Raw genomic sequence first — 22,333 nt, forward strand, 5'->3', positions numbered from 1 at the left:
GCACAGCGGTTATTCGGCTTATGCCGAATGTGACGTAGGGGGAGGTTCGCTCCCCCGCCCGTCACCGCTAGCAAAGCCGTCATGCTCGTGCTGCGTTTCACCAGTCTGATGTGCGTCTTACTCGCCGTCGCCGGTTGCCGGTCGGGCATGTCCGCACAGTCGACGCCAAAAGCCGTCACGGCGAAAACGGCAGTCGCCAGCAAGGCGGACATCGCGCGGATCAACCAAGTCGTTTACGACGATGAAGAGCCTGCTGGCGCTGAAGAGCTCTCTCCGCCCCAGGCAACTGGCGACGCCGAGTCATCGCCATTGCCCGAGTTAGGCGAGGGCGACGCCGAACTAGTCCCGCCACCGGCGCCGACGGCGCCGCCAAGCCTTGAAGAATTGACGCAGTCTGTCCGCCTCTTCTTCCCGGTGATCCAGGAAGCGGTGGCCGCCCGGACGATCGCTTCGGGTGAAACGCTCGCCGCTTGGGGCGCTTTCGATCACAAGCTCGAGGGCAACAGCACATCACAGCCGCTCGATTTCTATCAGAATTACTGGCACGGCCTGGGCTTGAAGCGCGACACCTACTGGGGCGGTCAGACCTTCGCCGGCTACCGCGTCGGACGCGGTCTCTTCGAGCCGTGGTACCTCGAGCGCGAGACCAACAAGGGGGGAGAGTTCAAGGCGGGCTTCATAGCCCCGCTTGCGAAAGACCGCACGATCGACCTCAACCGCGCCGAGCTCTGGCGCGCCGAGCTCGAACGCGGCCGCGTCGAGCCCGAAATCCGCGCGCTGGTGCTCCTCTCAGTCCGTGACGCCACCGCGGCCTACTGGGAGTGGGTCGCAGCGGCCGCTACGCACGAGGTGGCGAAGGGCGTCCTCCAACTCGGACTCGATAGGACACAGTTTCTCGAGAGACAGGTCGAGCTCGGTGAGAAGGCGTCAATCGACCTGACGGACAACCGCCGCATCATTGTCTCGCGTCAAGCGTCCCTGGTTGACGCTCGACGCAAGCTGGAGCAATCGGCGGTGAAGCTCTCGCTTTACTTGCGGGACGAATTAGGCCGCCCGGTCGTGATGCCGATCGAAGCCGCTACGGCCGAGTTTCCTCCGGCGCTAGGGCCAGAGGCGTGGGGCGAATCCGCCGACGTCGTCATGGCCCAAGCGAACCGCCCCGAACTCGAAGAGTTGCGCTTCGTCCGCAGTCAGTTCGAGGTTGCCCTCCGTCAAGCGACCAACGAGATGCTCCCCGACATCGACGCGGGACTGCTCGTCGCCCAAGATGTCGGCGAGCCGACGAGCAGCAAGCGCGACAAGTCCGAGTTCGAATTGGAAGCCTCGGTGCTGCTCTCGGTCCCACTCGAACGCCGCAAGGCGCAGGGCAAGGCGCGGCAGCTGCGGGGCAAGCTCGCGCAGGTGCGGGCCAAGACGCAGTTCGCCGCCGACAAGATCGCCGCCGAATCACAAGCCGCGCACGCCGCCCTCGTCGCCGCCGCAGAACGGGTCGCACAAACTTCCGAAGGGCTGCAACTAGCGGTTCAGATGCAAACCGCCGAGCGTCGCCTTTATGAGTTGGGGCAGAGCACGCTATTCAACCTGAACTTGCGAGAGCAGCAGGCTGCTGAGGCCGGCCTCGCCCGCGTTGGCGCGTTGTTCGATTATCACGTCGCGATGGCTAACTACGCCGCGGCGCTGGGAGTCGGATCGAGCGTCGATCTCACGCCGCTAACGCCGCCGACCGGAGTCGGCGCCGACGGTAGCGGATTGGAGAATCCCTCAGCCGTGGCGCCTTAGTCCGTGGTTGGACTGTGACGGCTTGGGTTAACGCAGCGGAAGAGCACGACGAGCGATACAACTGAAACCGCGGAAGCGATGGCCCAGAAAGTCGTCCAGTCGTAAGGGGGGGGGTTAACCCCATCGGGCGTCAAGACGGCCGCTTGCATGGCCCCGACGGCAAGAGCGCCGACTACATGCCCGAGGCCCGACGACGCCACCGCGTAGAGCCCCTGAGCCGCGCCGCGGTCTTGGTGGTTGGTGAACCGATCGGCAAGCATCGGCCCGACCACGTAGATAAACGCGAAGCACGGCCCGTGTAGCAAGATCGCTAGATAGACCGGCCAAGCGACGCCAGTGCCTGCCGCCGCCGTGAGCAGGCCGTAGCGGGCTACCCAGGCAGCCATTCCCCACACGTACAACGAACCAAGCGACAGACGCCGCAGCACCATCGGCATGGTCGCAAGCACGGCGATCTCTGAAAGCTGGCCGAGTGTCATCACGGCGGCCGGCGCGGGGAACTTGGTGTGGTTGAGGAAGGGATTGCAGAAGTTGTTGTACGCCATGCTCGGGACGCAGGCGAAGAAAGACGCAACGAGGAACCACCGCAGCTTTGGGTCCGCAAGTAGCTTGCCCGCTTGGCGTCTCGGCAGGGGCGGGCCGGTGTCTAGCCGAACAGCGGGTCCTGTCCGCGGAAGGGTTAGGGCGTAAATCGCCATCGCTAGGTTCGCCACGGCGCCGATCGCGAACGGCGTTCGTAATGATTCGATTGAACTCCCGAACATCCAGGGCCAGGCGAATCCGACAAACACTCCCGCTGCGATCCAGCCAATGGCTCCATAGAGCCGCAGCAGGGGGAACTCTTGCTCGGGGCGATTCAAGTTCGCCAAGCCAATCGTGTTGCAAAGGGTTACGACCGGGAAGTAGCACTGGAAGTAGACACACAGCCAGACGAAGAAGGCGAACTCCGACTCGCTGGCGAGCAAACCCATTGCCGCCGCAGCAGAGGCGAGGTTGAGGCCGGCCAAGAGCCAACGCGGCGGCACCAGGCGATCGCCGACCACGCCGACGAGATAGGGAGATACGAGACTCCCGACAGCGGCTGCCAGGGTGCTGTAGCCGATGAAGCCCGACGAGAAGGCGCCGCTGCCAAGCCCGCCCGTGTTGGCGGCGATGTAGGCTCCGATGGTGACGCCCCAACTGCCCAGGGGCCACGATTGCAAGAACATCATCCCGGCGAGCCGCGCCAACACGCCAGCCGGCGTCGGTGATGCAGGATCGACGGCAAGGTCCGGCGACGACAAGTAACTAGCTCGGCGTGTAGCGACGACGGGAGAGCCGTCTACGCTAAGCAGGCGGACCGCCTTTGGCAATCTAGCGGCTCGGCCAGAGCGTCGCCAAGGCCAGCGCCGCAAAGCCCGCCAGCGAGAGCGTGGCTGGCTCGGGAACGACACCGGCGGGTTGTACCGAAGTCATGCCGTCACGCCAGATGGTGTAGTCGGCTGAATCGACCACGCCGTCGTAGTTCCCGTCCGCGCCGGCCCCGAGGAGGATCGTTTGGGCGCCGAAGCTCGACTGCCAGACGCCGTAGTCGCCCGCATCGACATCGCCATCCCCGTCGTAGTCGCCCGCGGGCGCCGCTTCGTCGAGAGCGGCCGCCGCGTCTTCGATCCTCAATTCAGCCAAGCTCGCCGAAACTTGGTCCAGCAACGTCTGAGTGGCGGCGTTTCCCTCGTACTCCTTGCGAGCCAGGAACAGCCGATACACCAGCCGCAGGTCCTCCTCGTCGTAATCAACGCCCGTGAACTGCTGAACCTTCTTGAGGTACTCAAAGCCGGTCTCGACGGTGGGCTCGAACATCGTCCCCTCGCCGAAATCGTTGAACGTGGCGAGTTGCAAGAAATCAATGTTGTCGGAATACGTCGTGGCGAGCGCCAGCATCGAATCGAGCGTCTGTCCGTCGTCGTGCGGGATGTCGAAGGGAACGACCTCTCCAACGCCTCCCTCGACGTAGTAGTCGTCGAAGCCCGGGTAGGCGACGCCACCCGCCATCTCGACTTGCTGTGCCCGGGTCCGATAGAAATTGCGCTGATGCTGCAGATGATTATTCTGGGGGGCATCCTCATAGATCCAGGCGTACTCGCCCGACGCGTTCGCCCCTGCCTCACTTCCCTCGTACCACAGAGTGAGCAGGTCCACCTCTTCACCAGCTTGGTCAAGAATCTGTGTCCAGCTACCCGGCTGTTGGAACGTGATCGGTCCGAACACGCCCATCAGCGGATTCTGGTCGGCGCCGAGCCGGATATACTCGGGGCGGTTGAAGTAGTTGTCACGCAGATACGCGACGTTCGCCTCGGCCTGTCCAACGTTGGCGGAGAAGCGGTCTTCGAGCACGACGCCAAAGTCCATGCCGAAGTCATCCATCTTGTCCACCAACGCGTTGCTGCTGGTAAGCAGTTGGTTGATGTCGCCGTTCGTGCCCTGCACGCCGTACCAATCGATGAGCACGCCATCGACGCCCGATAGCTTCATCAATAAGAGGTGGTACTCGATGACATGCGGGTCGCGTGACGCGTAGGGGCCAATGAGCGGATAGTAGTGCGAGGCGATCTGTCGTTTGCCCGTTTCGTCGACGATATTCGGGTTCTTGTTATTGAACTTCCAGTGGTAGCCCCAGTTGTTGCCGCCGAGAGTCGCGGGCGTCTCGAACCACGGCATGTAGTGCATGAAGACCTTTGTCGGATTGGTCTTCACGACATCAGCCGGTTGCGCCGTCGCCACCGCCGGCGCGATGGCGGCCGCCAGCAGCGCACAGCAGCGGATCAAGCGGTCGCTCATGCGTTGTGGGGCCTTACTAGCCGCCGCTGACGATCGGGAGAGCTTCGAAAAGTTGATTGCGAGCGCCACTCGTTACTGCGGCGTCTCGCCCAAATTGCGGCTGCCCCGGGCGCGATGCACCTCGAGGTCCACATCATAGCCTACGCTATCGACCGAGCCGTCGCAGTAGACGACCTGAAAAACCGCCGGGTGGGCCGCGCCGAAATTGAAGGCGAGCGAGCCTCCGCTGGCCGGCGTGTAGGTCGATCCGGCCGATGTCTTCCAGGCGTCGAACTCGACTTGCGGCATGTCCGGGAGCGGCGGAACCCAGGCCGAGACGATCGAATCCTTGTCGAACCCGTTGTAGGCCGACTGGTCGTCGAAGAGGGATTCGCCAGTCATGTAAAGGTCGGACTCACGCATACGCTCGCCAACGATATAGGTCTTCGAAGTCCCGTCGGTGATTTTTCGTAGAGCAATCGGTTCGCGACCTAGGATCACGCCGTTGCCGCCGGCCCCCATCCGGATGAACCACTGGTTCGCGCCTTGGGCGGGGTTCTTAGTGTCCCAGTTTTGCGCTTCAGCTACGCTGGTTGGTCCGGGGCCATCGACGAGCTGAAAACTCCGCGTGGCGAGGGCTCTTTCCATCGGCGAACCGCCCGTTGTCGCGGCGAGATACGCCTCTTGTGTGCCGCCGCCGCGACAGCCGCCATAGTCGCTCCGGAAGGCGGCGCCGGGATTCTGCGTGAAATCGGCGGTGGTATTGGCGAAGTCGGCGTTGTCGTTCGATGCGTTGGAGACCAGCGGGTAAGGCTGGGCGGGCCGACGGCTCGGACAATTCATGATCGAAACGCTCGCCACCAATAGCTGAGCCATTGCTTGATCCCGCGCAGGCGTGTCGGGCAGGGTGCCCGTACCGATGTCGCGGATGGCGCCCTCTTCGGCGAACGACAGCACCCCGTAGAGCCAACTGCCCGGCTGATCGCGGCCGTACCCCCCGTCCGGCTCGGGAAGCCACTTGTAGCCCCAGCCCCCGGACGGAAACGCCTTGTGGGTGTCGTGGTGGTTCTGCAGCGCCAGCCCGATGTTCTTGAGGTTGCTCTTGCACTGCGTTCGACGCGCCGCCTCGCGCGCCGCCTGGACTGCCGGTAGCAACAGGGCTACCAGGATCCCAATGATGGCGATCACCACCAGCAGTTCCACGAGCGTGAAGGCGTCGCGACGACTAATCAGGTTTGTCTTTGCCATCTTCGTGCGTCCCTGAGAAATGGAGCCGGCGCCAAGCCGGTAGGGCGCCCCGCCCGACCCCGGGCTTGGCGACGGCTCCTGAGTTGGTCTCATGCCCCCCGCGACCTAGTGACGCCGCGTCGCAGTGAGTCCACAGCCACCCAGCACGACAATCAGCATCGAAGTGCTGAGCGGCTCAGGAACCGCGACGGCGAGCGAACCGCTGACGCCGTAGTTGTTGCTCCAGACCGTGTAGTCGCCGCTGTCGACCGTGCCGCTGCCGTCGCCGGCGCCGCCAAGCACCGCCTCGTCGCCGTTCAGGTTGTCACGCCAGACCGTGTAGTCGGCCGCGTTCACCAGGCCGTCCCCGTTGAAATCACCCGCGGTTGCGGGGGCGTCTGTTGCGACCAGCTTCATCGAGTTTAGATAGCCATCGCCGCCGTTGGAGCCGACGAATTCGACGTAAAGGATATTGCTGTCCTGGGGCGCCAAACCGCTGAGCACCGCCACCATGTCGCGGTTGTGTAGCGATGGGTCCATCTCGTCTTGAATATCGAGTGACACCGTTCCTACGAGCGTCGAGTACGTGTTGTCACTGTAGACCGAGTAAACGGTCGTGGCGTCGATGCTGTATTTGTGCGAACCGAAGAAGCTCAGCTCGTACCGTTTGCTGGGGTCGAGTTGCTGAATCTCAAACCGTACCTGATTGTTCGTGGGCAATGACGGGCCCGCGACATAATCGAACGCGGCCTCAAACGCCCCGAGGTCTCCGAGCGCCACGTCGTCGATGTCGGTGAAGAACACATCGACATCCACGGTTGCCGCGTCTGTCGCGCCAGCGGGGCCGTTGTAGCTGTCGGTCGCCACGCCGGTGCTGAAACCAAAGTCGATCGTGGTCGCCGCCCCCGATATGTCAGTTAGCTCTTGATAGAAGACGCCGGTCCGAAGACTGTTCCAGTAGTTGCCATTGAGGTCCGGGCTCGGAGTTGTCACGCCGCGGAACGACGCGTCATTGCCGAAGTCGAAGAGCACGGTCTGCGCGCCGGCGGAAGCCGCCAGCGCGCAAACCGCGGCCATCACGAGTCCGAACGGCAGACGCCTGTTCAGGAATACTGAGGTTTTCATGGTGGTACGCGCCTTATCTCAATCGGTGGGGGAGGGCGACTAGCGAGTCCGTCGACGCGCGACGGCTAGTCCAACAACCGATGCAACCAGCAGGGCGGAGGTCGGCTCCGGAACGGCGGTGATCTGCATCGCGTTCAGGTAGCCGAAGTCGCCGCCAGCACCCGTAAACTGGACGTACAGAATGTCCGAAGCCTGCGGCGCGACGCCGGTCAGCGTCGCCACGGTGTCACGGTTGTGCAACCATGGCGAACCGGGTTCATAGACATCGAGGGACGTCGAAGCGACGAGAGTCGAGTACGTGTTGTCAGTGTAGACTGAGTAGACCGTTGTCGCGTCCGGATTGAACTTGTGGGAGCCGTAAAACGACAGGTTGTAGGTCTTTGCGGGATCGAGTCCCTGAATCTCGAATCGGGCGTTGGTCTCGGCAAAGAAGTCGTAAGCCGCGTTGACGTTGCCCAGGTCACCCAACGCGGCCGCGTCGATGTCCGTGGCGCCAATCGTTGCGGCGACGCCCGCTGCCGTGTCACCAGCGGGGCCGTTGTAGCTGTCAGTCCCGACAGGGGTGCTAAACCCCAAGTCGATGGTCGTCGCCGCACCGCTCTTGTCGATGAGGTCCGTATAGAAAACACCAGTCGCGATGTTGTTCCAGTGGTTGCCGTTGCTGTCGGGGTTCACCACGCTGATGCCGCGATACGTTGTGTCCGTGCCAAAGTCGATTAACAGCGACTGTGCGTTGGCGTCGTGCCCGCCGGCAAGTTGTGCGGCGGCGACGGCGCCGAGGAGCAGTCCGAGGCGGAGCGTGGTGTTCATTACTCTCTCCAGTTAGGTCAATCGAAAAGGACGGCAAGAAAAGACGGACGTCTTCGCTGGAACGATTCTCCACCCCGCGGAGAGCCGTGTGGCTCAGCAGTAGGGCAAGCGAACGTGATGAGTACGGGCGCCGGGAAGCGAGGTCACCGAGCCATGATGAGCAGCAATCGAAGGGGGAGATGGGTTTTGCGCTGACGAGCGTCGCGAACTCCTCTCGACAGAGGAATCGCTGGAACTCGCGACGCAGGCTCTTCTCTGCCCTATAGCACAGATGCTATACTAACCCATGCTGGGTGTCAAGCAATTGGAATCTGACGCCTGTATCTTTTTCCCTTCGGTCTGGCCGACGAAGAATGAAGGTGGCGGCGCTCCGCCCCCAGGCCGAACAGAACGCATGTTGTCTAGCCGAGACTTGGCGCCTTGAGAGGCCCCACTGTGGGCCAGACCTCGATAACTCCTCCCAACTCCCCGATAGCAACCGATGGCGGCGCCGACGAAATACAACGAGGTGATGTCGGTCATCAAGCGGCGGATCCAAGAAGGGGACTATCTCGTCGAAAGCATCCCCGGCGAACGGCGTCTCGCCGAGGAGACCGGCGTCAGTTACATGACCGCGCGTCGCGCCGTGCGGCAACTCCTCGAAGAAGAGGTCCTCACCCGCGACGACTCCGGCGCCCTGGCGATTCATCCGACCTTCGCGAAGTCCGCGAAACCCGCCGAGGTCGTGCTCCTCTATCCCGCCTACCCTTCGAGCTATCTCACTCAGTTGCGAGTGCTCGTCAGCGACGCGGCCGCGAGGCGTGGCGTCGCGATGCGGCCCGGTCAGTACGTCCACTGGGACGACCGAGCCGTTGTCGAAGTCGTCGAGCAAGCCAAGGGGACGATCATTATCCCCTATGGCCCCGAGATCCCTCGTCGGCTCTCGGAGCACTTCCGCTCGAACAGGGTTGTCGTCCTCGACGGCGACTTTTCACGAGAAGGCCTGCCGTCGATCCGGCTTTTCTCTGAGGCTTGCATCGAACGCGTCCTTGATCACTTCTGGCAGCTGGGGCATCGCCGCATCGACTGTGTGAACTCGCAGAACCGCAACCCGGAGATCGAACGCCGCATCGCCATCTGGCAGCGTTGGATCGCACGGAGGGGCGGTGACGGCAAGTTGCACGACAACCCAGCGCCCCTTTTTACGGACCCGACCGCGGCTGCCTATCGGATGATGGCCGATCTCATCGAGGGGAGCGAAGCGATCGCCCCGGCGTTTGTCTCGACGACATGCCCCGCTGCGATTGGTTCGATCCGTGCCTGCTACGAACGGGGGGTCGTCGTCGGAAAGGACGTCGCGATCGGTTCGATGAATCTCGAACCCCCGGCCGAGTACTTCTGTCCGTCAATCAGCGGTCTGAAAACGCCTGAGCTAGCCGAGGAACTCGACCGCTGCTTTGACTGGTTCGTCAGCAGCGAACCCTGGAGCGGCGAACTGCTTATCGAGCCCAAAGAACCGGCGTTCTTCGTTGGCGAATCGACAGCGCTTCCGGCAAGACAAAGGGCTCGTTTGTCGTCATCGACCTAAGGCCTCGCCCCTGAGGCGCCCCACGGCTCGCTCAGTCCTTCGCTAGCCCGAGCTGCTGCTGCAGCCGCTCGAGCGGCACGCCCTTCGTCTCGGGGACCATTGTCAGCACCCAGACGAGTTGCAACGCCATCATCGCGGTGAAGAAGCCAAAGACAGCCGCCGGCGAGAACCTCTCTACCAGCGTCGGGAAGACCAGCGTCAACAGGGCGGCGAACACCCAGTGCGTCGCCGAGCCAAGCGAAGCGCCGGCGGCGCGGTGGCGGTTCGGGAAGATCTCGGCGATAAAGACCCAGATCACCGCCCCTTGCCCGATCGCGTGCGCCGCGATGAATCCGAACAGGAAGTAAGGGACCAGCCCAAAGTTCTCCGACGCGAACGACCACGAGCACATGCCGAGCGTGGCGAGGTAACCGAACGAGCCGATGAGCAGCAGCGTGCGTCGGCCGAGCAGATCGATCAAGAAGATCCCCAGCATGGTGAAGATCAAGTTGGTGAGCCCGATGCCGGTCGACTGTAAGAACGCGGCGTCCTCCGCCAATCCCGTCAGCTCGAAAATCCGCGGCGCGAAATAGAGCACCGCGTTGATCCCCGACAGCTGGTTGAAGAACGCGATCAAGAACGTCAGCAGGATCGGCTTGCCGAGGCCCGACTCGAACAGGTTCTGATGATGCGATTCCGCCGCGGCGGCCGCTTCGATCTCGCTCAGCTGCGACTGCGCCTCGTCGGGGGACGCGCCGAGTCGTTTCAGCACTGCCACGGCTTGCGCGCTATCGCCCCGCACGGCAACCAGCCAGCGGGGGCTTTCCGACAGGGCGAGGCACGCCATGGTGTAGATCAGGGCCGGCAGCGCCTCGACGCCGAGCATCCAACGCCAGTCGTTCTCGCTGACGCCCAGCAACTGCGAGTTGGAGAGGTACGCGATGAGAATGCCTAGCACGATGTTGAACTGGTACATCGCTGTCAGCCGTCCACGGACGCCCGGGGGCGAGATCTCCGCGATGTACATCGGCGCCGCGACGGTCGAGATGCCTACCCCCACGCCGCCGATGAAGCGCGCGATCATGAACGACACGGGATCGGTCGCGAGCCCCGACCAGACGGCCGAGACGAAGTAGAGCACGCCGATCCACAGCAGCGTCGGCTTGCGTCCGTACTTGTTGGCCGGGTAAGCGCCCACCAGCGACCCGATCACCGTCCCCCACAACGCGGCGCTCAACGCCAGGCCGTGGGTGAACGACGACAACTCCCAGTTGGCCTGAATCTTCTGCTCCGCCCCCGATATCACGGCGGTGTCGAAGCCGAACAAGAAGCCGCCGAGGGCGGCGATGATCGCGCTGGCGATAAGCGTCGGATTGGCGTTCAAGAGAGACGGCTCGCAATGAGAGAGGAGGGTAGCTGGAATTGTGCCGGCCGAGCTACGGACGCCACGCCGAGCGGAGCCGACGCACTTCGGCCGAGCGGATAGCGGCCCCGCCGCTCGACGCTCGGACGACCGCGCCGCCGTCCTGCTCCAGCGGGAGGTAGTACCCCGCGAAGAACTGCTCGCCGCCAAACGCGAAGGCCTCCACCGAGAGCCGATCGATCAACAAGCGGAGCTTAACCACCCCGTCGCGCGGCTTCAGGTTGCGGAACACCAGTACGTCGGTGCGGTCGCCTTTGTCATCGACGCCCGACATCCAGAGCTCGCGGCTGCCAGACTTGTACCAGAGTCGCGCCTTGCCAAGATCGAAATGGATCGTCTCGGCGTCGCCCGGCTCGAACGCCAGCTCGATGTCGGCGAGGTCCAGCACGCCGCCATTGAGCAGATCGGCGCCATCCTCGTCAACCGCGACGCGGCCTTGCTCCCGGGTCTCTTCGACGAGCGTCGCAATCTCCTCAATCGGCCACGCGAACAGCCGCGGCTCCCCGTTCATGTCCCGCAGGGTCAGCTCGCACGGGAAGGACATCTGTTGATTGAAAGGGAGACCGTGCGTCTCGGCCGGGTTGGGGCCGCCGCGCATCCAGCCGATCTGGACGACGCGCTCGTCGGGGCTGTTGTTGAACGTCTGGGCCGCGTAGAAGTTGCCCCCGCCGGCGACGAACGGGCCGGCTTCGGTGTGAAACTCCTTGCCGTCGAAGGTCCCGACCTCGTAGTCGAAGCTCGCGTCATAGATCACGGCCTGCTGCTCGCCGTCGGCGCCGGGGTAGAAGACCATGTCCATGCACTCGAACGCCCAGTCACGCATCAGGTCGGATGCAAACTCCCAGTCGGTCAGGTTCTCCGAAGTGAAGAACCGCACGCGGCCGGGGTTCGACTGCACCCACAGCGACATGACCCAACGCCGGCTCGGCTCGTGCCAGAACACCTTCGGGTCGCGCTCACCGTTGTCGAACCCCTGGTGCGGAACCACCGCACGGCCCTCGTTCCAGTACGTCCACGACTCGCCGCTGTCGGTGCTGTACGCCATCGCCTGGTAGAACTTCGGCTCCGTGGCGAACGTGTAGAAAGCGCAGAGCGTCTTCTGTGAACCCTGCTGCACGCCGAGGCTGTTGTTGTGATCGACGATAGCCGTCCCCGAATAGATCGTGCCAGCTCGCCCGTCAACGCGGTACGGCAGCAACGCGTGGGGCTGCTGCTTCCAATGCACCATATCGGTGCTGACTGCGTGGCCCCACGTCATGTTGCCCCACACCGGCGCGGCGGGGTTGTGCTGGAAGAAGAGGTGGTACTTCTCGCCGTCATGCACCATCCCGTTGGGGTCGTTCAGCCAGTTGCGCCCCGACGAGAAGTGGAACTGCGGCCGCAGCGGCTCGCGGTAGTCGATGTCCGCATAAGCCTCGGCTTTGATGGCCGGATCGAACGCGAACGCCTTGGTAGTATCGGAGATCGGCTCCGACGAAGTGACGAGGGCGTCGCCCCCAGCCTCGCGCGGCGCGAGGTCGCCCGACTCGATGTCCGAGTTCTCAACGAGCGGGCTCGCTGCCGGCGCGACAACGCTCAGACAGAGCACGGCGGCGACACGGCAAACTATCGACATCGTGGGCACTTCCAGACGGCGTTCCTTGCGGGGCCGCAGCGTAATAGGGATCGGATCGAACAAGCGAGCATTTTACCACGACTAGTGGCTAAATCGGAGCAACTTCTGGGCAGGGACCCAACTCACCACAACAAAAAGAAGCGCCGCGCCAATGATGAGGGCCGCTGTGCGAACTAACCAGCCGTGCGTGAGCCGCTTCACGATAGGGCTGCCACGCACAAGTTTCTCGACCCACCGCAGCGAGGACTGTTTCAGAGCGACTCGGCGTGGGCTACGATCGGGCCACCGATCCGGTACGGAACACCACGCATCGCCACCCGAGGAACTCCTCCGACATGGCTCTTCTCACACGCTTTTCCGTCGCCCTGCTGGCGGCTCTCGTCGGCTCGCAATCAATCACCTTCGCCGCCGACCAAGCGAACGGCGCCCTGCAGTCGCAACGGCTCCGCTGCGAGTACCTCGTCGAGCCGCGCGGCGTCGATCGCACGGCGCCGGAGTTGAGCTGGATCGTCACGTCCGACCAGCGCAATCAGCTGCAGTCCGCCTACCGCGTTCTCGTCGCCTCTTCCCCGGAGAAGCTCGCCGCCGATGAGGGCGACCTCTGGGACACCGGCAAAGTCGAGAGCGACGCCACCTACGGCGTCAACTACGCCGGCGCCAAACTCGAGTCGCACCAGCCCTGCTACTGGAAGGTCATGGCGTGGGACCGCGACGGCAAGCCGGGCCCGTGGAGCGAGCCGGCCGAATGGACCGTTGGCGTCCTCGACGAGCAGCAGTGGCAAGGCGACTGGATCGGTTACGACGCCCACCGCCACCTGAACTCCGACCCGCCGAGCGCCCCGCTCGACGGCGCCAAGTGGGTCTGCTTCCCCGCCGACGCCGAAGGCCAGGCGCCCGCCGAGACGCGTGTCTTCTACCGTGAGTGGGAACTGCCCGCCGGCGCGGAAGGCCAAGACGCGACACTCGTCGTCGCCGCGGATGACAACGCGACGGTCCTTCTCAACGACGTCGAAGTGGCTGGCGTCACGGCTCTGGTTCATCCGAAGACCGAAGAGGTCGGCCCCTACCTTCGTTCGGGCGTCAACACGCTGCGAGTGCTCACCCGCAACGGCAGCCCCGGCCCTACCGGCCTGATCCTCAAGTTGACCGTCACCGGCGCCGACGGCCAGCAGCACGTGCTCGCAACGAACGATGAGTGGCTTAGCGCGAAGGACGACGCCGGTGATTGGCAGAAGCAGGCTTTCGACGACGCACCGAAAGTGAAAGTCGTCGGCGACTACGGCGACGATCCCTGGGGAAAACTCGTCATCCGCCGCGACGTCACGGCGCCACCGAGTTATCTGCGTGGCGAGTTCGCCGTGAAGAAGCCCGTCCGCCGCGCCACGGCCTACCTGGCTTCTCTTGGCGACGCCAAACTCAGCCTCAACGGCAAGCCCGTCAACGAGGATTACTTCTCGTCGGGTTGGACCGACTACCGCAAGCGCGTCTACTACCGCGCCTACGACGTGACCGACGCCGTCGAGCAGGGCGACAACGCTTGGGGCGCCGTGCTGGCGGACGGCTGGTACTCGGGTCACGTCGCCTGGGGCGCGCAACGCGACCACTACGGCACGAAGCCGCGGTTCCGCGCGATGCTCCGCGTCGAGTACGAGGACGGCTCGCACGACACCTTCGCGACGGACAGCAAGTGGACCGTCACCGAAGGGCCGACGCAGATCGCCGACATGCTCATCGGTGAAGAGTACGACGCCACCAAGGAAGTCCCCGGCTGGGACAAGCCCGGCGCCGAGGTCGCGTCGGTGGGGTCGGTCGATGTCGGCGCCGAAGTGTCGCCCACAATCGAGTGGCACCCCGGCCCGCCTGTCGCCGAAGTCGATGAGTTCCCCGCCCAGTCGGCGAGCGAGCCCGTCCCCGGCGTCTACGTCTACGACATCGGCCAGAACTTGGCCGGCGTGGTGCGGCTCAAGGTGCGCGGCAAGAAGGGCCAACGCGTCCAGCTCCGTTTCGCCGAACGCCTCAACCCTGATGGCACGCTTTACGTCACCAACCTGCGGCTCGCCCGCGCCGTTGATCGCTACACGTGCAAGGGCGAGGGCGAAGAGATCTGGCAGCCGCGCCAAACGTTCCACGGTTTCCAATACGTCGAAGTCACCGGACTCGACGAGCAGCCGCCGCTCGAAGCCGTGACGGGCGTCGCGCTGAGCAGCGACACGCCCTTGGTCAATGAGTTTGACAGCTCCGATCCCAAGCTCAACCGACTCTACAAGAACATCCTCTGGACGCAGCGCTCGAACTTCATCGACGTGCCGACCGATTGCCCGCAGCGCGACGAGCGGCTCGGCTGGACCGGCGACGCGCAGGTCTACGTCATGACCGCCGCGCGGATCACCGACGTGCAGGCGTTCTTCCGCAAGTGGCTGGTGGACCTCGCCGACGCCCAGCGCAAGGACGGCCAGTTGCCGTGCGTGGCGCCGGTTCTCAAGGGGCTCGATGACGGCGGCCCCGCCTGGGCCGACGCCGGCGTCATCTGCCCGTGGGAGGTTTATCAGGCTTACGGTGACCTCGACTTGCTCGCGCAGCAGTACCCGTCGATGGTCCGCTTCGTCGAGTTCTGCCGCGAACGATCGAAGGACGGCGTGCTGCCGCCCGACAACTTCCACGCCTACGGCGACTGGCTCAGTGTGAAGGCCGACACGCCCAAGGAGGTCATCTACATGGCCTACTACGCCCGCAGCGTCGATCTCTTGCGCCGCACCGCCGAAGTCCTCGGCAAAACCGAAGACGCTCAGAAGTACGCCGCCTTGTTCGATCGCATCAAGGAGACGTTCAACGAAGAGTTCGTCACCGCCGACGGCGCCGTCCGCGGCGACACCCAGGCGTGCTACGTCCTGGCGATCGGCTACGGTCTCGTCGATGGCGATAGGCGCGAGCAAGCCGCCGAGCGGCTGGTGGCCGACATCGAAGCCCGCGGCTGGAAGCTCTCGACCGGCTTCGTCGGCACCAAGGACCTGATGCTCGTGCTCAGCGAGATCGGCCGCGACGACGTCGCCCTTCGGCTGCTGCACCAGACCGAGTATCCGGGCTGGCTCTTCTCACTGGCACACGGCGCCACCAGCATCTGGGAACGCTGGGATGGCTGGACCCCCGAACGCGGCTTCCAAGACCCCGGTATGAACTCGTTCGCCCACTACTCGTTCGGCGCGGTCTACGGCTGGATGTCGCAACACCTGGGCGGCATCCACGCGGCGGCGCCGGGCTACGCGAAGATCGTCATCGAGCCGACCTTCGACCCCGAGCTCGAGCACTGCCGCATCAAGTACGACAGCATCCGCGGCACGATCGAGACCGAGTGGTCCGGCCCCGCCGACGCCCGCCAGGTGCGTGTCGTCATCCCGGCGAACACGAAGGCGACCGTTCGCCTGCCCAACGTGGCGCCGGAGGAGATCCTCGTGGACGGCAAGCCTGTCGATGCGACCACCGCGAAGTCGGAAGGCGCCGCGTTCCGTCCAGCGGCCGCCGAGTTCGAGCTTGGCTCCGGCGAGTACGAGATCACCGTTACAGGAACCGGGGGTTAACGCCGCGCGGCTGGCAACGATACCTGTGGGAGGCGTCTCCAGACGCCGATTACGGTCTCTTGACCGTGTTCGGCATGGTGCGCGTCATCGGCGTCTGGAGACGCCTCCCACAGGACGCAATGGTCTCAGCTGCCGAACGGGCCGCCGCCACCGCTGGAGACGGGCTGGGCGGCGCCGTTCTCGCCGCCGCCGATAGTCGCCATCGCCTCGAGCACGTAGATGTCCGTGTCGGCGGACAGCGACTCGACGTGGCCGTCAACGAACGCGGCCTGCATCTGCCCAGCGCTGTGCTTGGACGCAAACGTGTGCGTACAAGCCCGGTCACGTGAGTTGATGTTGCTGGCGTTCGCTTTCAGGCAGGCGTCGTAGTCGGCGATGCCGATGGTGTTCTGCAGGACGCCGCTCGAGTAGTTCGGCGAGAAGATCGCCGACATGGCCGGGTAGGCACGCCAACTGCCCCATGCGGAGTAGTTCCAGCGTGCATTGTCAACCGTGTAGAACGCATTGTCGGTGTGATACTCGCTAATCGCTAGCGTCTTGCTTGTGCCGTCGGTCACTTGCCGCAGCTTGATGCGGTTCATCGAGGTGGGCTCGAACACGACCGTGAAGGGACCACGCTTGGCTTTGCCGTTCGCGTTATTCGAGAGGGCGCTGGGCGCGCCAGCGGCGTTGATCACGCTGAGGACCCGTCCCCAAACCTCTTCACCCTGTGCGACGCCCGAGTTGGCCCGGTACGACGAGCGGCCGAACGGCGTCGGCGCCACCGGCGAGTAGCCCAGCGGCTCGGTGTCCGAGGGGCAGAGGAACTCGGGTAGCTCTTGAGTAATGAGCGTGTTGTTCGGCGCCTCATCCAGGCGGCGGGTTTCATCAAAAAGGCTCTTGAGCGACTGGTTCTCAATGTATGGCAAAATTTCAACGCACCAAGTCGCCCAAACCGCCATGAAGTTCGTGTCGCCGGGCACCCGTATCGGTTGATTCGTTGTCGGGTCTTGGAACACGTTGACGCCCGCAGGCAGCTCCTGCGTGCTCGACTCGAAGTTGAGCGACGCCAGCATCTGCTGCTTGAGGTTGTTCGTGCACTGATTGCGACGCGCCGCTTCTCGTGCCGCTTGCACGGCCGGCAGAAGCAGAGCGACCAAGATGCCGATGATCGCGATCACGACCAGCAGCTCGACAAGCGTGAACGCGCGACGTAACTCGCTACGGTGGAGGCGGTCCATTCCCAAATCCTTCTCGATCAATTGTGAGGGCGGGGCGTCCCGCTCATGTTCCGTGAGATACCCAACGCGACGACGGCCTTCCTAGCGCCGGCGACCGCTCAGCAACAGGCCGATCGCCGAGCACGCTAGGCTCATCGCGCCCGGCGAGGGGACCGCCACGAGCGGCGGTATCGAAAGGTTTGCGCTCGAACCATTGACGAGCGACCGCAGCACGACCCAGTCGCTGGCGTCGGTGGAGCCATCGAGGTTGAGGTCGCCCAGCCCGAGCGAGACGTAGTCGCCGATCTGAGCGCCCGCTCCGGGCAGGTCGTTCTTGCTCGAAAGCCAGCCATCGACGAAGAGGTCGATGTCGGTCTGGTCGAAGTCGCCGTCGAAATCGATGTCGCCCGCGACCCACTGCTGCGAGTTGTGGCCCGTCGAGGAGTTGAGCGTAAAGCCGTATCCGCTCTGGCTCGGCAGGAAGATATCGGTGAAGTAGCCGTTGTCGGAGGTGTAGTCGAATTGCCCGTAGCTCGACCCGTCGTCGATGACGAACAGCTCGATCTCGTCGATGATGCCCTGGAAGAACGTCGGCGGCGTCTGCAAGTCCGGATTCTGGGTCTCGCCAACATCCGGCTCGGCGTTCGCGCCCACCAGGAGGTTGACGGCGCTGGCGTTGTTATAGCCAGTCGTTTGCGTCGAGACGGCGAGCCCGTTGACGTACATGACGGACGACTTCAGTCCGACCGAATCGTGGACGAGCATCACGTGCGACCAAGTGTTGGGCGTGACCGCGACGCCCGTTTCGATCCGGTCGTCACGGGTTTCGGCGATCCAGTTGCCCGCTGTCGTAACGTTGAAGCCGTGCATGTCGGCGTCGTCGATGACATACTCGGCGACCCCGTCGAGGTTGGTCGGCATGACCCACATCTGCATGCCGCGGTCACTGGTGTTGTAGGTCACAAGCGACCCTGGCGCCGCGACGGACGGGTCGTTGAGGTTGATCGCGGCGAGGTAGTCATCGACTCCGTCGAAGCGGATACCGAATTGGTTCATCGACGCCGCCCCGGCGACTGGCGCCGCGGGGTTGCCGCCGACGCCGTACTGAGCGTACGTGGGGAGGCCCGTCGCGCCGAAGGCGGCGAGGGGCTGGAAGTTGTCGTTGTTGGTTGCGGCGCTGTCGAACGTCACTGGACCGCCATTGACGCCGGTCAAGAAATTGCCCGAACCAACCGCGGCGCCGTTAGCGGCGTTCTCTGCGTCGGGGCTGCCGGCGAAGAGGATGTCGTCGCCCATCTGGTACCAGCGATCCAGCGTGTAGGCGGCCTCGGCCTGTGGCGTGACGACGCAAGGGCTCAAGGCAGCGACACCGCCAAGCATCGCGGTTAGAGAGAACTTGCTCATGAGTTGTCGTGGCATTGCTTCAAGTCCTGCGGTTGCCTGAGGCGGCGTGTTCGATAAGTAGCTAGCGAGCGTGCGACGGATCGATAACAGGCGACGCGGTCGCGCCGGCAACGGGAGCCGGCGGCCGAGCGCCGATGGAATCGTGATCAAAACCTCAGCCGTCTCTTGGCTCTCGACTCAACGGAGAAAAGCCAATCCAGCGTGATGGTAACGACAAGCCAAAGGGAAAAGTGAATGACGCGAACCGGGCGCGATGGTAGAGCCACGACCAACTCCCGGTTGCGCCAGCCAGCAACTGGCGGCGCCAAGAGGACGTCAGGTCTCTCCACCTGCCTTCAGAAGAACCCCGCGGATTCGCCCGATCTGACTCGAAAAAGTCGGAGAAGTTTGGGGATTCCGCCACAGATTCTCCCGCCAGTGTTGCCGGTACGGACCGCCGCAGTGGGAGTAGAACGACGGCGACCCGGTCCGTTTTCAACGAAAGCGGCTCAGATCGGCGGCTCGGCTTCGGTAAAGAAGTTGCCAGCATCGCGCTCCCCACGGATGTCTGGGGCGCTCACCTCACGTCTCTGGCCGTTCCGGCAGGGCGTCCTCGTCGATTGGAAACTGGATGACATTCAAGCGAATCGCTCTACCGATCCTCGTTGGGCTCGTCCTAGGGGCCTCAACGGCGGCCAGCCTGGCGGGGCCAAACCTCGTCTGCATCATCGCCGACGATTGCACCTGGACCGACCTGGGGGCCTATGGCGGGCAAGCGGCGACCCCCAATCTCGATCGCCTTTGCAGCGAGGGGAAGAAGTTCACTCACTGCTTTCAGGCGGCGCCGATGTGCTCGCCAACCCGGCAGAACCTCATGACGGGGCTCTACCCGGTCCGCAGCGGCGCCTACCCCAATCACACCTTCGTCAAGGACGGCGTGAAGAGCGTCTGCCACTATCTCGGCGACCTGGGCTATCGCGTCGCCCTCTCGGGCAAGCGGCATATCGCCCCCGAGGAGGCCTTTCCGTTCGACTACTCCGGCGGCGCCAACCCTGACTTCGCCGCGATCGATACCCTTCTAAGCGACTGTAAGTCGCGAGAGCAGCCCTTCTGCCTCTTCGTCTGCTCGAACGAGCCCCACAGCCCCTGGAACAAGGGCGACCCCTCCCGCTACAAGCCGAGCGATCTCGAGCTCCGGCCCTACTGGCGCGATAACCCCGCGCTGCGTCGCGCTTACTCCAAGTACCTCGCCGAGATCACCTTCTTCGATGGGCAAGTGGGCAAGACGCTCGACCTGCTGGACAAGCACCAACTCACGGATGACACCGTCGTCATGGTCCTCTCCGAACAGGGCAACGGCTTCCCCTTCGCCAAGTGGACGTGTTATGACGCCGGCCTGCGGTCGGCGATGGTGGTCCGCTGGCCCGGCCATATCGCCCCGGGGACTGTCACCGACGCGATGGTCGAGTACGTGGACGTGACCCCCACCTTCGTCGAACTCGCCGGCGGTGTTCCCCCCGAGGGTCTCGACGGTCGCAGCTTCTCGCCTGTGCTGCTTGGTCGGTCGGACGAGCACAAGGAGTATGTCTACGGCGTCCAGACTTCCAACGGGATCTACCAGTTCGACGGGCACTACGGCCGGCGTTCGATCCGTTCGCCCCGCTATCACTTGATCTGGAACGTCAACGCCGATTCTCGCTTCGACAACGGCATCAGCAAATCACGGTACTTCGCCGAGTGGCGCCGCGCCTCCGCGGCGGGCGACGAAGAGGCCGCGGCCCTCGTCGAGCGGTTCCATCAGCCGCCCGAGTACGAGTTCTTCGACACGCAAAGCGATCCCGACGAGCTGCACAACTTGGCGGAGGCGCCGGAGCACGCCGAGCGAATCGCCGCCATGAAGGGCCGCCTCACGGCTTGGATGGAGAGCCAAGGCGACCTGGGCCGAGCCACCGAAGCGGACGCCCTCTCCCGGATGATCAATGGCAACGCCGCCGCCCGCGCCGCGGCGAACGCCAGGAATAAAAACTGACGGCTAGACGGGCCAGTCGGGCGGGCCACCTGGGGCGAGTCGGCCGCGCCGCGTTCAGTTACAGTGTCGATTGGTGTTCGCGCCTTGCTGACAAACTCTTGATCGATCTCCTCCAAATATATCGATACGATGGCCGACTCTCTGCGACGGTTCCTGAACTTCACGGCCGCTGTAGCGGGCCTCTTCCTCGTGGGCGGCGCGGCGGCTCCGGCGGTCGCCGACGAGCGTCCCAACATCGTTGTCATCCTCGTTGACGACATGGGGTTCTCGGACATCGGGTGCTACGGCAGCGAGATCAACACGCCGAACCTCGACCGCCTCGCCGGCGACGGCCTGCGGTTTACGCAGTTCTACAACAACGGCCGCTGCTGCCCGACGCGCGCTAGCCTGCTGACCGGCTTGCACCCGCACCAAGTAGGCATCGGCCACATGACGGCGCCGCCCGACGAGCCGCTGAAGGTCGAGGGCCCCTACCAGGGGTTTCTCATCGATAACTGCGTCACGATCGCCCAGGTCCTCCGCGACGCCGGCTATCATACCCTGATGACCGGCAAGTGGCACGTCGGCGCTAATAGCCAAGAAGTCTGGCCGCTGCAGCGTGGCTTTGACCGCTACTTCGGCGGGCTTAGCGGCGCGTTCAACTATTTCCGCCCCGGCGGCAACCGTGGCCTCACCCGTGGCAACGAATCGGTCAAGCCCGGCGACGACTTCTACACGACCGACGCCTTTACCGATGAGGCCTGTCGTTACATCAGCGAGGCGACCGAGGAGGACGACCGGCCGTTCTTCCTCTACCTCGCCTACAACGCCCCGCACTGGCCGCTGAACGCCAAGGTCGCCGACTTCGAACGTTACCGCGGCAAGTACACGGGTGGTTGGGAGCCGCTGATGAAGGCCCGTTTCGCCAAGCAAAAGGAGTTAGGCCTGTTCGGCCCCGAGGTCGAGGCCGCTCCGCACGAAGGCCCCGAGTGGGACTCGTTAAGGCCGAAGCGCCGTGACAACCTCGATGCGATCATGGCCGCTTACGCCGGCTGTATCGACTCGATCGACCAGAACATCGGCAAGCTCTATGCCCACCTCGAATCGATCGGTGAGGCCGACAACACGCTGATCCTATTCCTTTCTGACAACGGCGCCTGCCAAGAGGGCGGCCGGCTCGGACAGGGCTCCGAAGCGATGGTCCGCAACCCGCCCCCCGGGGTCGGCGGAGTGCACCTCGGCCACGCTTGGGCGAACGCCTGCAACACGCCGTTTCGCCTCTACAAGCATTTCGTCCACGAAGGGGGCATGGGGACGCCGTTCATCGCCCACTGGCCCGCCGGCATGAAGGACGCCCAGCGCGGCGGCTTCGTCCGTCACGCCGCGTACCTGCCCGACGTCATGGCGACTTGCGTCGAGCTCGCCTCGGCGACCTATCCCGACGCGGTCCCGCCGTGCGTTGGCAAGTCGCTCGCCGCGACCATCAAGGGCGGCGACGGAGTGATCCACCCCGAGCCGCTCTACTGGGAGCACGAGGGGAACGCCGCCGTGCGTTGGGGCGACTGGAAGCTGGTGCGGCGTTACGAGCACCCCTGGGAGCTCTACGACATCGCCAAGGATCGCACCGAGCTGCACGACCTGGCTGAAAAGGAGACTGCCAAGCGTGACGAACTGGTCGCCATGTGGGAGGCCTGGGCGACCGAACACGGCGTGGCGTTCCCGAAGCGATTCGACATGTACCAGCGCCTCCGAGAGTTGAAGGAAGCGAAGGAAAAGGAATCGCAGAAGCAGGCAGCTCGTCCAGCGGCTGTGAATCGCTGACAAGCGGCAGAGATAACCGAGCGTAG

The 22,333-nt window shown here is 64.1% G+C and carries 14 protein-coding genes; 5 read left to right on the forward strand and 9 right to left on the reverse strand.

Going from position 1 to position 22,333, the window contains the following annotated elements:
- The first annotated feature begins 81 nt into the window (after positions 1–81).
- On the forward strand, positions 82–1,779 hold the full coding sequence (locus Spa11_RS10445) for a TolC family protein (RefSeq protein WP_145111823.1): 1,698 nt from the start codon (positions 82–84) through the stop codon (positions 1,777–1,779).
- Here the strand turns inward: Spa11_RS10445 and Spa11_RS10450 are convergent.
- The 5 genes from Spa11_RS10450 to Spa11_RS10470 all read right to left on the reverse strand — a co-directional run bounded on the left by Spa11_RS10450 (position 1,776) and on the right by Spa11_RS10470 (position 7,737).
- Positions 1,776–3,062: an MFS transporter gene (locus Spa11_RS10450; protein ID WP_145111826.1), complete on the reverse strand. Its 1,287-nt coding sequence runs from the start codon at positions 3,060–3,062 to the stop codon at positions 1,776–1,778. The genes Spa11_RS10445 and Spa11_RS10450 overlap by 4 nt on opposite strands.
- Positions 3,063–3,132: 70 nt before the next feature.
- On the reverse strand, positions 3,133–4,596 hold the full coding sequence (locus Spa11_RS10455) for a glycoside hydrolase family 71/99-like protein (protein WP_145111829.1): 1,464 nt from the start codon (positions 4,594–4,596) through the stop codon (positions 3,133–3,135).
- A 72-nt stretch (positions 4,597–4,668) separates the two neighbouring features.
- Positions 4,669–5,823: a DUF1559 family PulG-like putative transporter gene (locus Spa11_RS10460; RefSeq protein WP_197529891.1), complete on the reverse strand. Its 1,155-nt coding sequence runs from the start codon at positions 5,821–5,823 to the stop codon at positions 4,669–4,671.
- A 105-nt stretch (positions 5,824–5,928) separates the two neighbouring features.
- Positions 5,929–6,927 carry a hypothetical protein gene (locus Spa11_RS10465; RefSeq protein WP_145111836.1) on the reverse strand — a complete coding sequence of 333 codons (999 nt, stop codon included), beginning with the start codon at positions 6,925–6,927 and terminating at the stop codon, positions 5,929–5,931.
- Positions 6,928–6,966: 39 nt separating this feature from the next.
- Positions 6,967–7,737 (reverse strand): PEP-CTERM sorting domain-containing protein, encoded by a 771-nt coding sequence (locus Spa11_RS10470; RefSeq protein ID WP_145111839.1) that lies wholly within the window; start codon positions 7,735–7,737, stop codon positions 6,967–6,969.
- Positions 7,738–8,218: 481 nt separating this feature from the next.
- Here Spa11_RS10470 and Spa11_RS10475 point away from each other — a divergent pair, with 481 nt between their 5' ends.
- Positions 8,219–9,304: a substrate-binding domain-containing protein gene (locus Spa11_RS10475; RefSeq protein WP_145111842.1), complete on the forward strand. Its 1,086-nt coding sequence runs from the start codon at positions 8,219–8,221 to the stop codon at positions 9,302–9,304.
- 31 nt (positions 9,305–9,335) lie between these two features.
- On the opposite strand, the gene Spa11_RS10480 is transcribed toward Spa11_RS10475, so the two are convergent.
- Together Spa11_RS10480 and Spa11_RS10485 are read right to left on the reverse strand one after the other, a co-directional pair.
- Entirely contained in the window at positions 9,336–10,667 is a 1,332-nt protein-coding gene (locus tag Spa11_RS10480; protein WP_145111845.1) for a sugar porter family MFS transporter, read from the reverse strand.
- Positions 10,668–10,719: 52 nt separating this feature from the next.
- Positions 10,720–12,321: a glycoside hydrolase family 32 protein gene (locus tag Spa11_RS10485; protein ID WP_145111848.1), complete on the reverse strand. Its 1,602-nt coding sequence runs from the start codon at positions 12,319–12,321 to the stop codon at positions 10,720–10,722.
- A 335-nt stretch (positions 12,322–12,656) separates the two neighbouring features.
- On the opposite strand from Spa11_RS10485, the gene Spa11_RS10490 reads away from it, so the two are divergent.
- Positions 12,657–15,896, forward strand: a complete 3,240-nt coding sequence (locus Spa11_RS10490) for an alpha-L-rhamnosidase (RefSeq protein WP_145111851.1) — start codon at positions 12,657–12,659, stop codon at positions 15,894–15,896.
- A 125-nt stretch (positions 15,897–16,021) separates the two neighbouring features.
- Here Spa11_RS10490 and Spa11_RS10495 read toward each other — a convergent pair whose 3' ends face one another.
- Together Spa11_RS10495 and Spa11_RS10500 are read right to left on the reverse strand one after the other, a co-directional pair.
- Positions 16,022–17,116 carry a DUF1559 family PulG-like putative transporter gene (locus Spa11_RS10495; protein ID WP_145111854.1) on the reverse strand — a complete coding sequence of 365 codons (1,095 nt, stop codon included), beginning with the start codon at positions 17,114–17,116 and terminating at the stop codon, positions 16,022–16,024.
- An 81-nt stretch (positions 17,117–17,197) separates the two neighbouring features.
- Positions 17,198–18,514 (reverse strand): LamG domain-containing protein, encoded by a 1,317-nt coding sequence (locus tag Spa11_RS10500; protein ID WP_145111857.1) that lies wholly within the window; start codon positions 18,512–18,514, stop codon positions 17,198–17,200.
- 595 nt (positions 18,515–19,109) lie between these two features.
- Here Spa11_RS10500 and Spa11_RS10505 point away from each other — a divergent pair.
- Both Spa11_RS10505 and Spa11_RS10510 read left to right on the forward strand, forming a co-directional pair.
- Positions 19,110–20,507, forward strand: a complete 1,398-nt coding sequence (locus Spa11_RS10505; protein ID WP_145111860.1) for a sulfatase family protein — start codon at positions 19,110–19,112, stop codon at positions 20,505–20,507.
- A 129-nt stretch (positions 20,508–20,636) separates the two neighbouring features.
- The gene (locus Spa11_RS10510; protein ID WP_145111863.1) at positions 20,637–22,307 is read left to right on the forward strand and encodes an arylsulfatase; all 1,671 of its coding nucleotides are present in this window, start codon (positions 20,637–20,639) and stop codon (positions 22,305–22,307) included.
- Positions 22,308–22,333: the final 26 nt, after the last annotated feature.

It is taken from the genome of Botrimarina mediterranea (assembly GCF_007753265.1).
GTDB classification, from domain to species: Bacteria; Planctomycetota; Planctomycetia; order Pirellulales; family Lacipirellulaceae; genus Botrimarina; species Botrimarina mediterranea.

Coding starts and splice junctions, on each gene's coding strand:
- Spa11_RS10445 (WP_145111823.1), top strand. CDS start 82: ATGCTCGTGCTGCGTTTCACCAGTCTGATGTGCGTCTTACTCGCCGTC.
- Spa11_RS10455 (WP_145111829.1), bottom strand. CDS start 4,596: ATGAGCGACCGCTTGATCCGCTGCTGTGCGCTGCTGGCGGCCGCCATC.
- Spa11_RS10460 (WP_197529891.1), bottom strand. CDS start 5,823: ATGGCAAAGACAAACCTGATTAGTCGTCGCGACGCCTTCACGCTCGTG.
- Spa11_RS10465 (WP_145111836.1), bottom strand. CDS start 6,927: ATGAAAACCTCAGTATTCCTGAACAGGCGTCTGCCGTTCGGACTCGTG.
- Spa11_RS10470 (WP_145111839.1), bottom strand. CDS start 7,737: ATGAACACCACGCTCCGCCTCGGACTGCTCCTCGGCGCCGTCGCCGCC.
- Spa11_RS10475 (WP_145111842.1), top strand. CDS start 8,219: ATGGCGGCGCCGACGAAATACAACGAGGTGATGTCGGTCATCAAGCGG.
- Spa11_RS10485 (WP_145111848.1), bottom strand. CDS start 12,321: ATGTCGATAGTTTGCCGTGTCGCCGCCGTGCTCTGTCTGAGCGTTGTC.
- Spa11_RS10490 (WP_145111851.1), top strand. CDS start 12,657: ATGGCTCTTCTCACACGCTTTTCCGTCGCCCTGCTGGCGGCTCTCGTC.
- Spa11_RS10495 (WP_145111854.1), bottom strand. CDS start 17,116: ATGGACCGCCTCCACCGTAGCGAGTTACGTCGCGCGTTCACGCTTGTC.
- Spa11_RS10500 (WP_145111857.1), bottom strand. CDS start 18,514: ATGCCACGACAACTCATGAGCAAGTTCTCTCTAACCGCGATGCTTGGC.
- Spa11_RS10505 (WP_145111860.1), top strand. CDS start 19,110: ATGACATTCAAGCGAATCGCTCTACCGATCCTCGTTGGGCTCGTCCTA.
- Spa11_RS10510 (WP_145111863.1), top strand. CDS start 20,637: ATGGCCGACTCTCTGCGACGGTTCCTGAACTTCACGGCCGCTGTAGCG.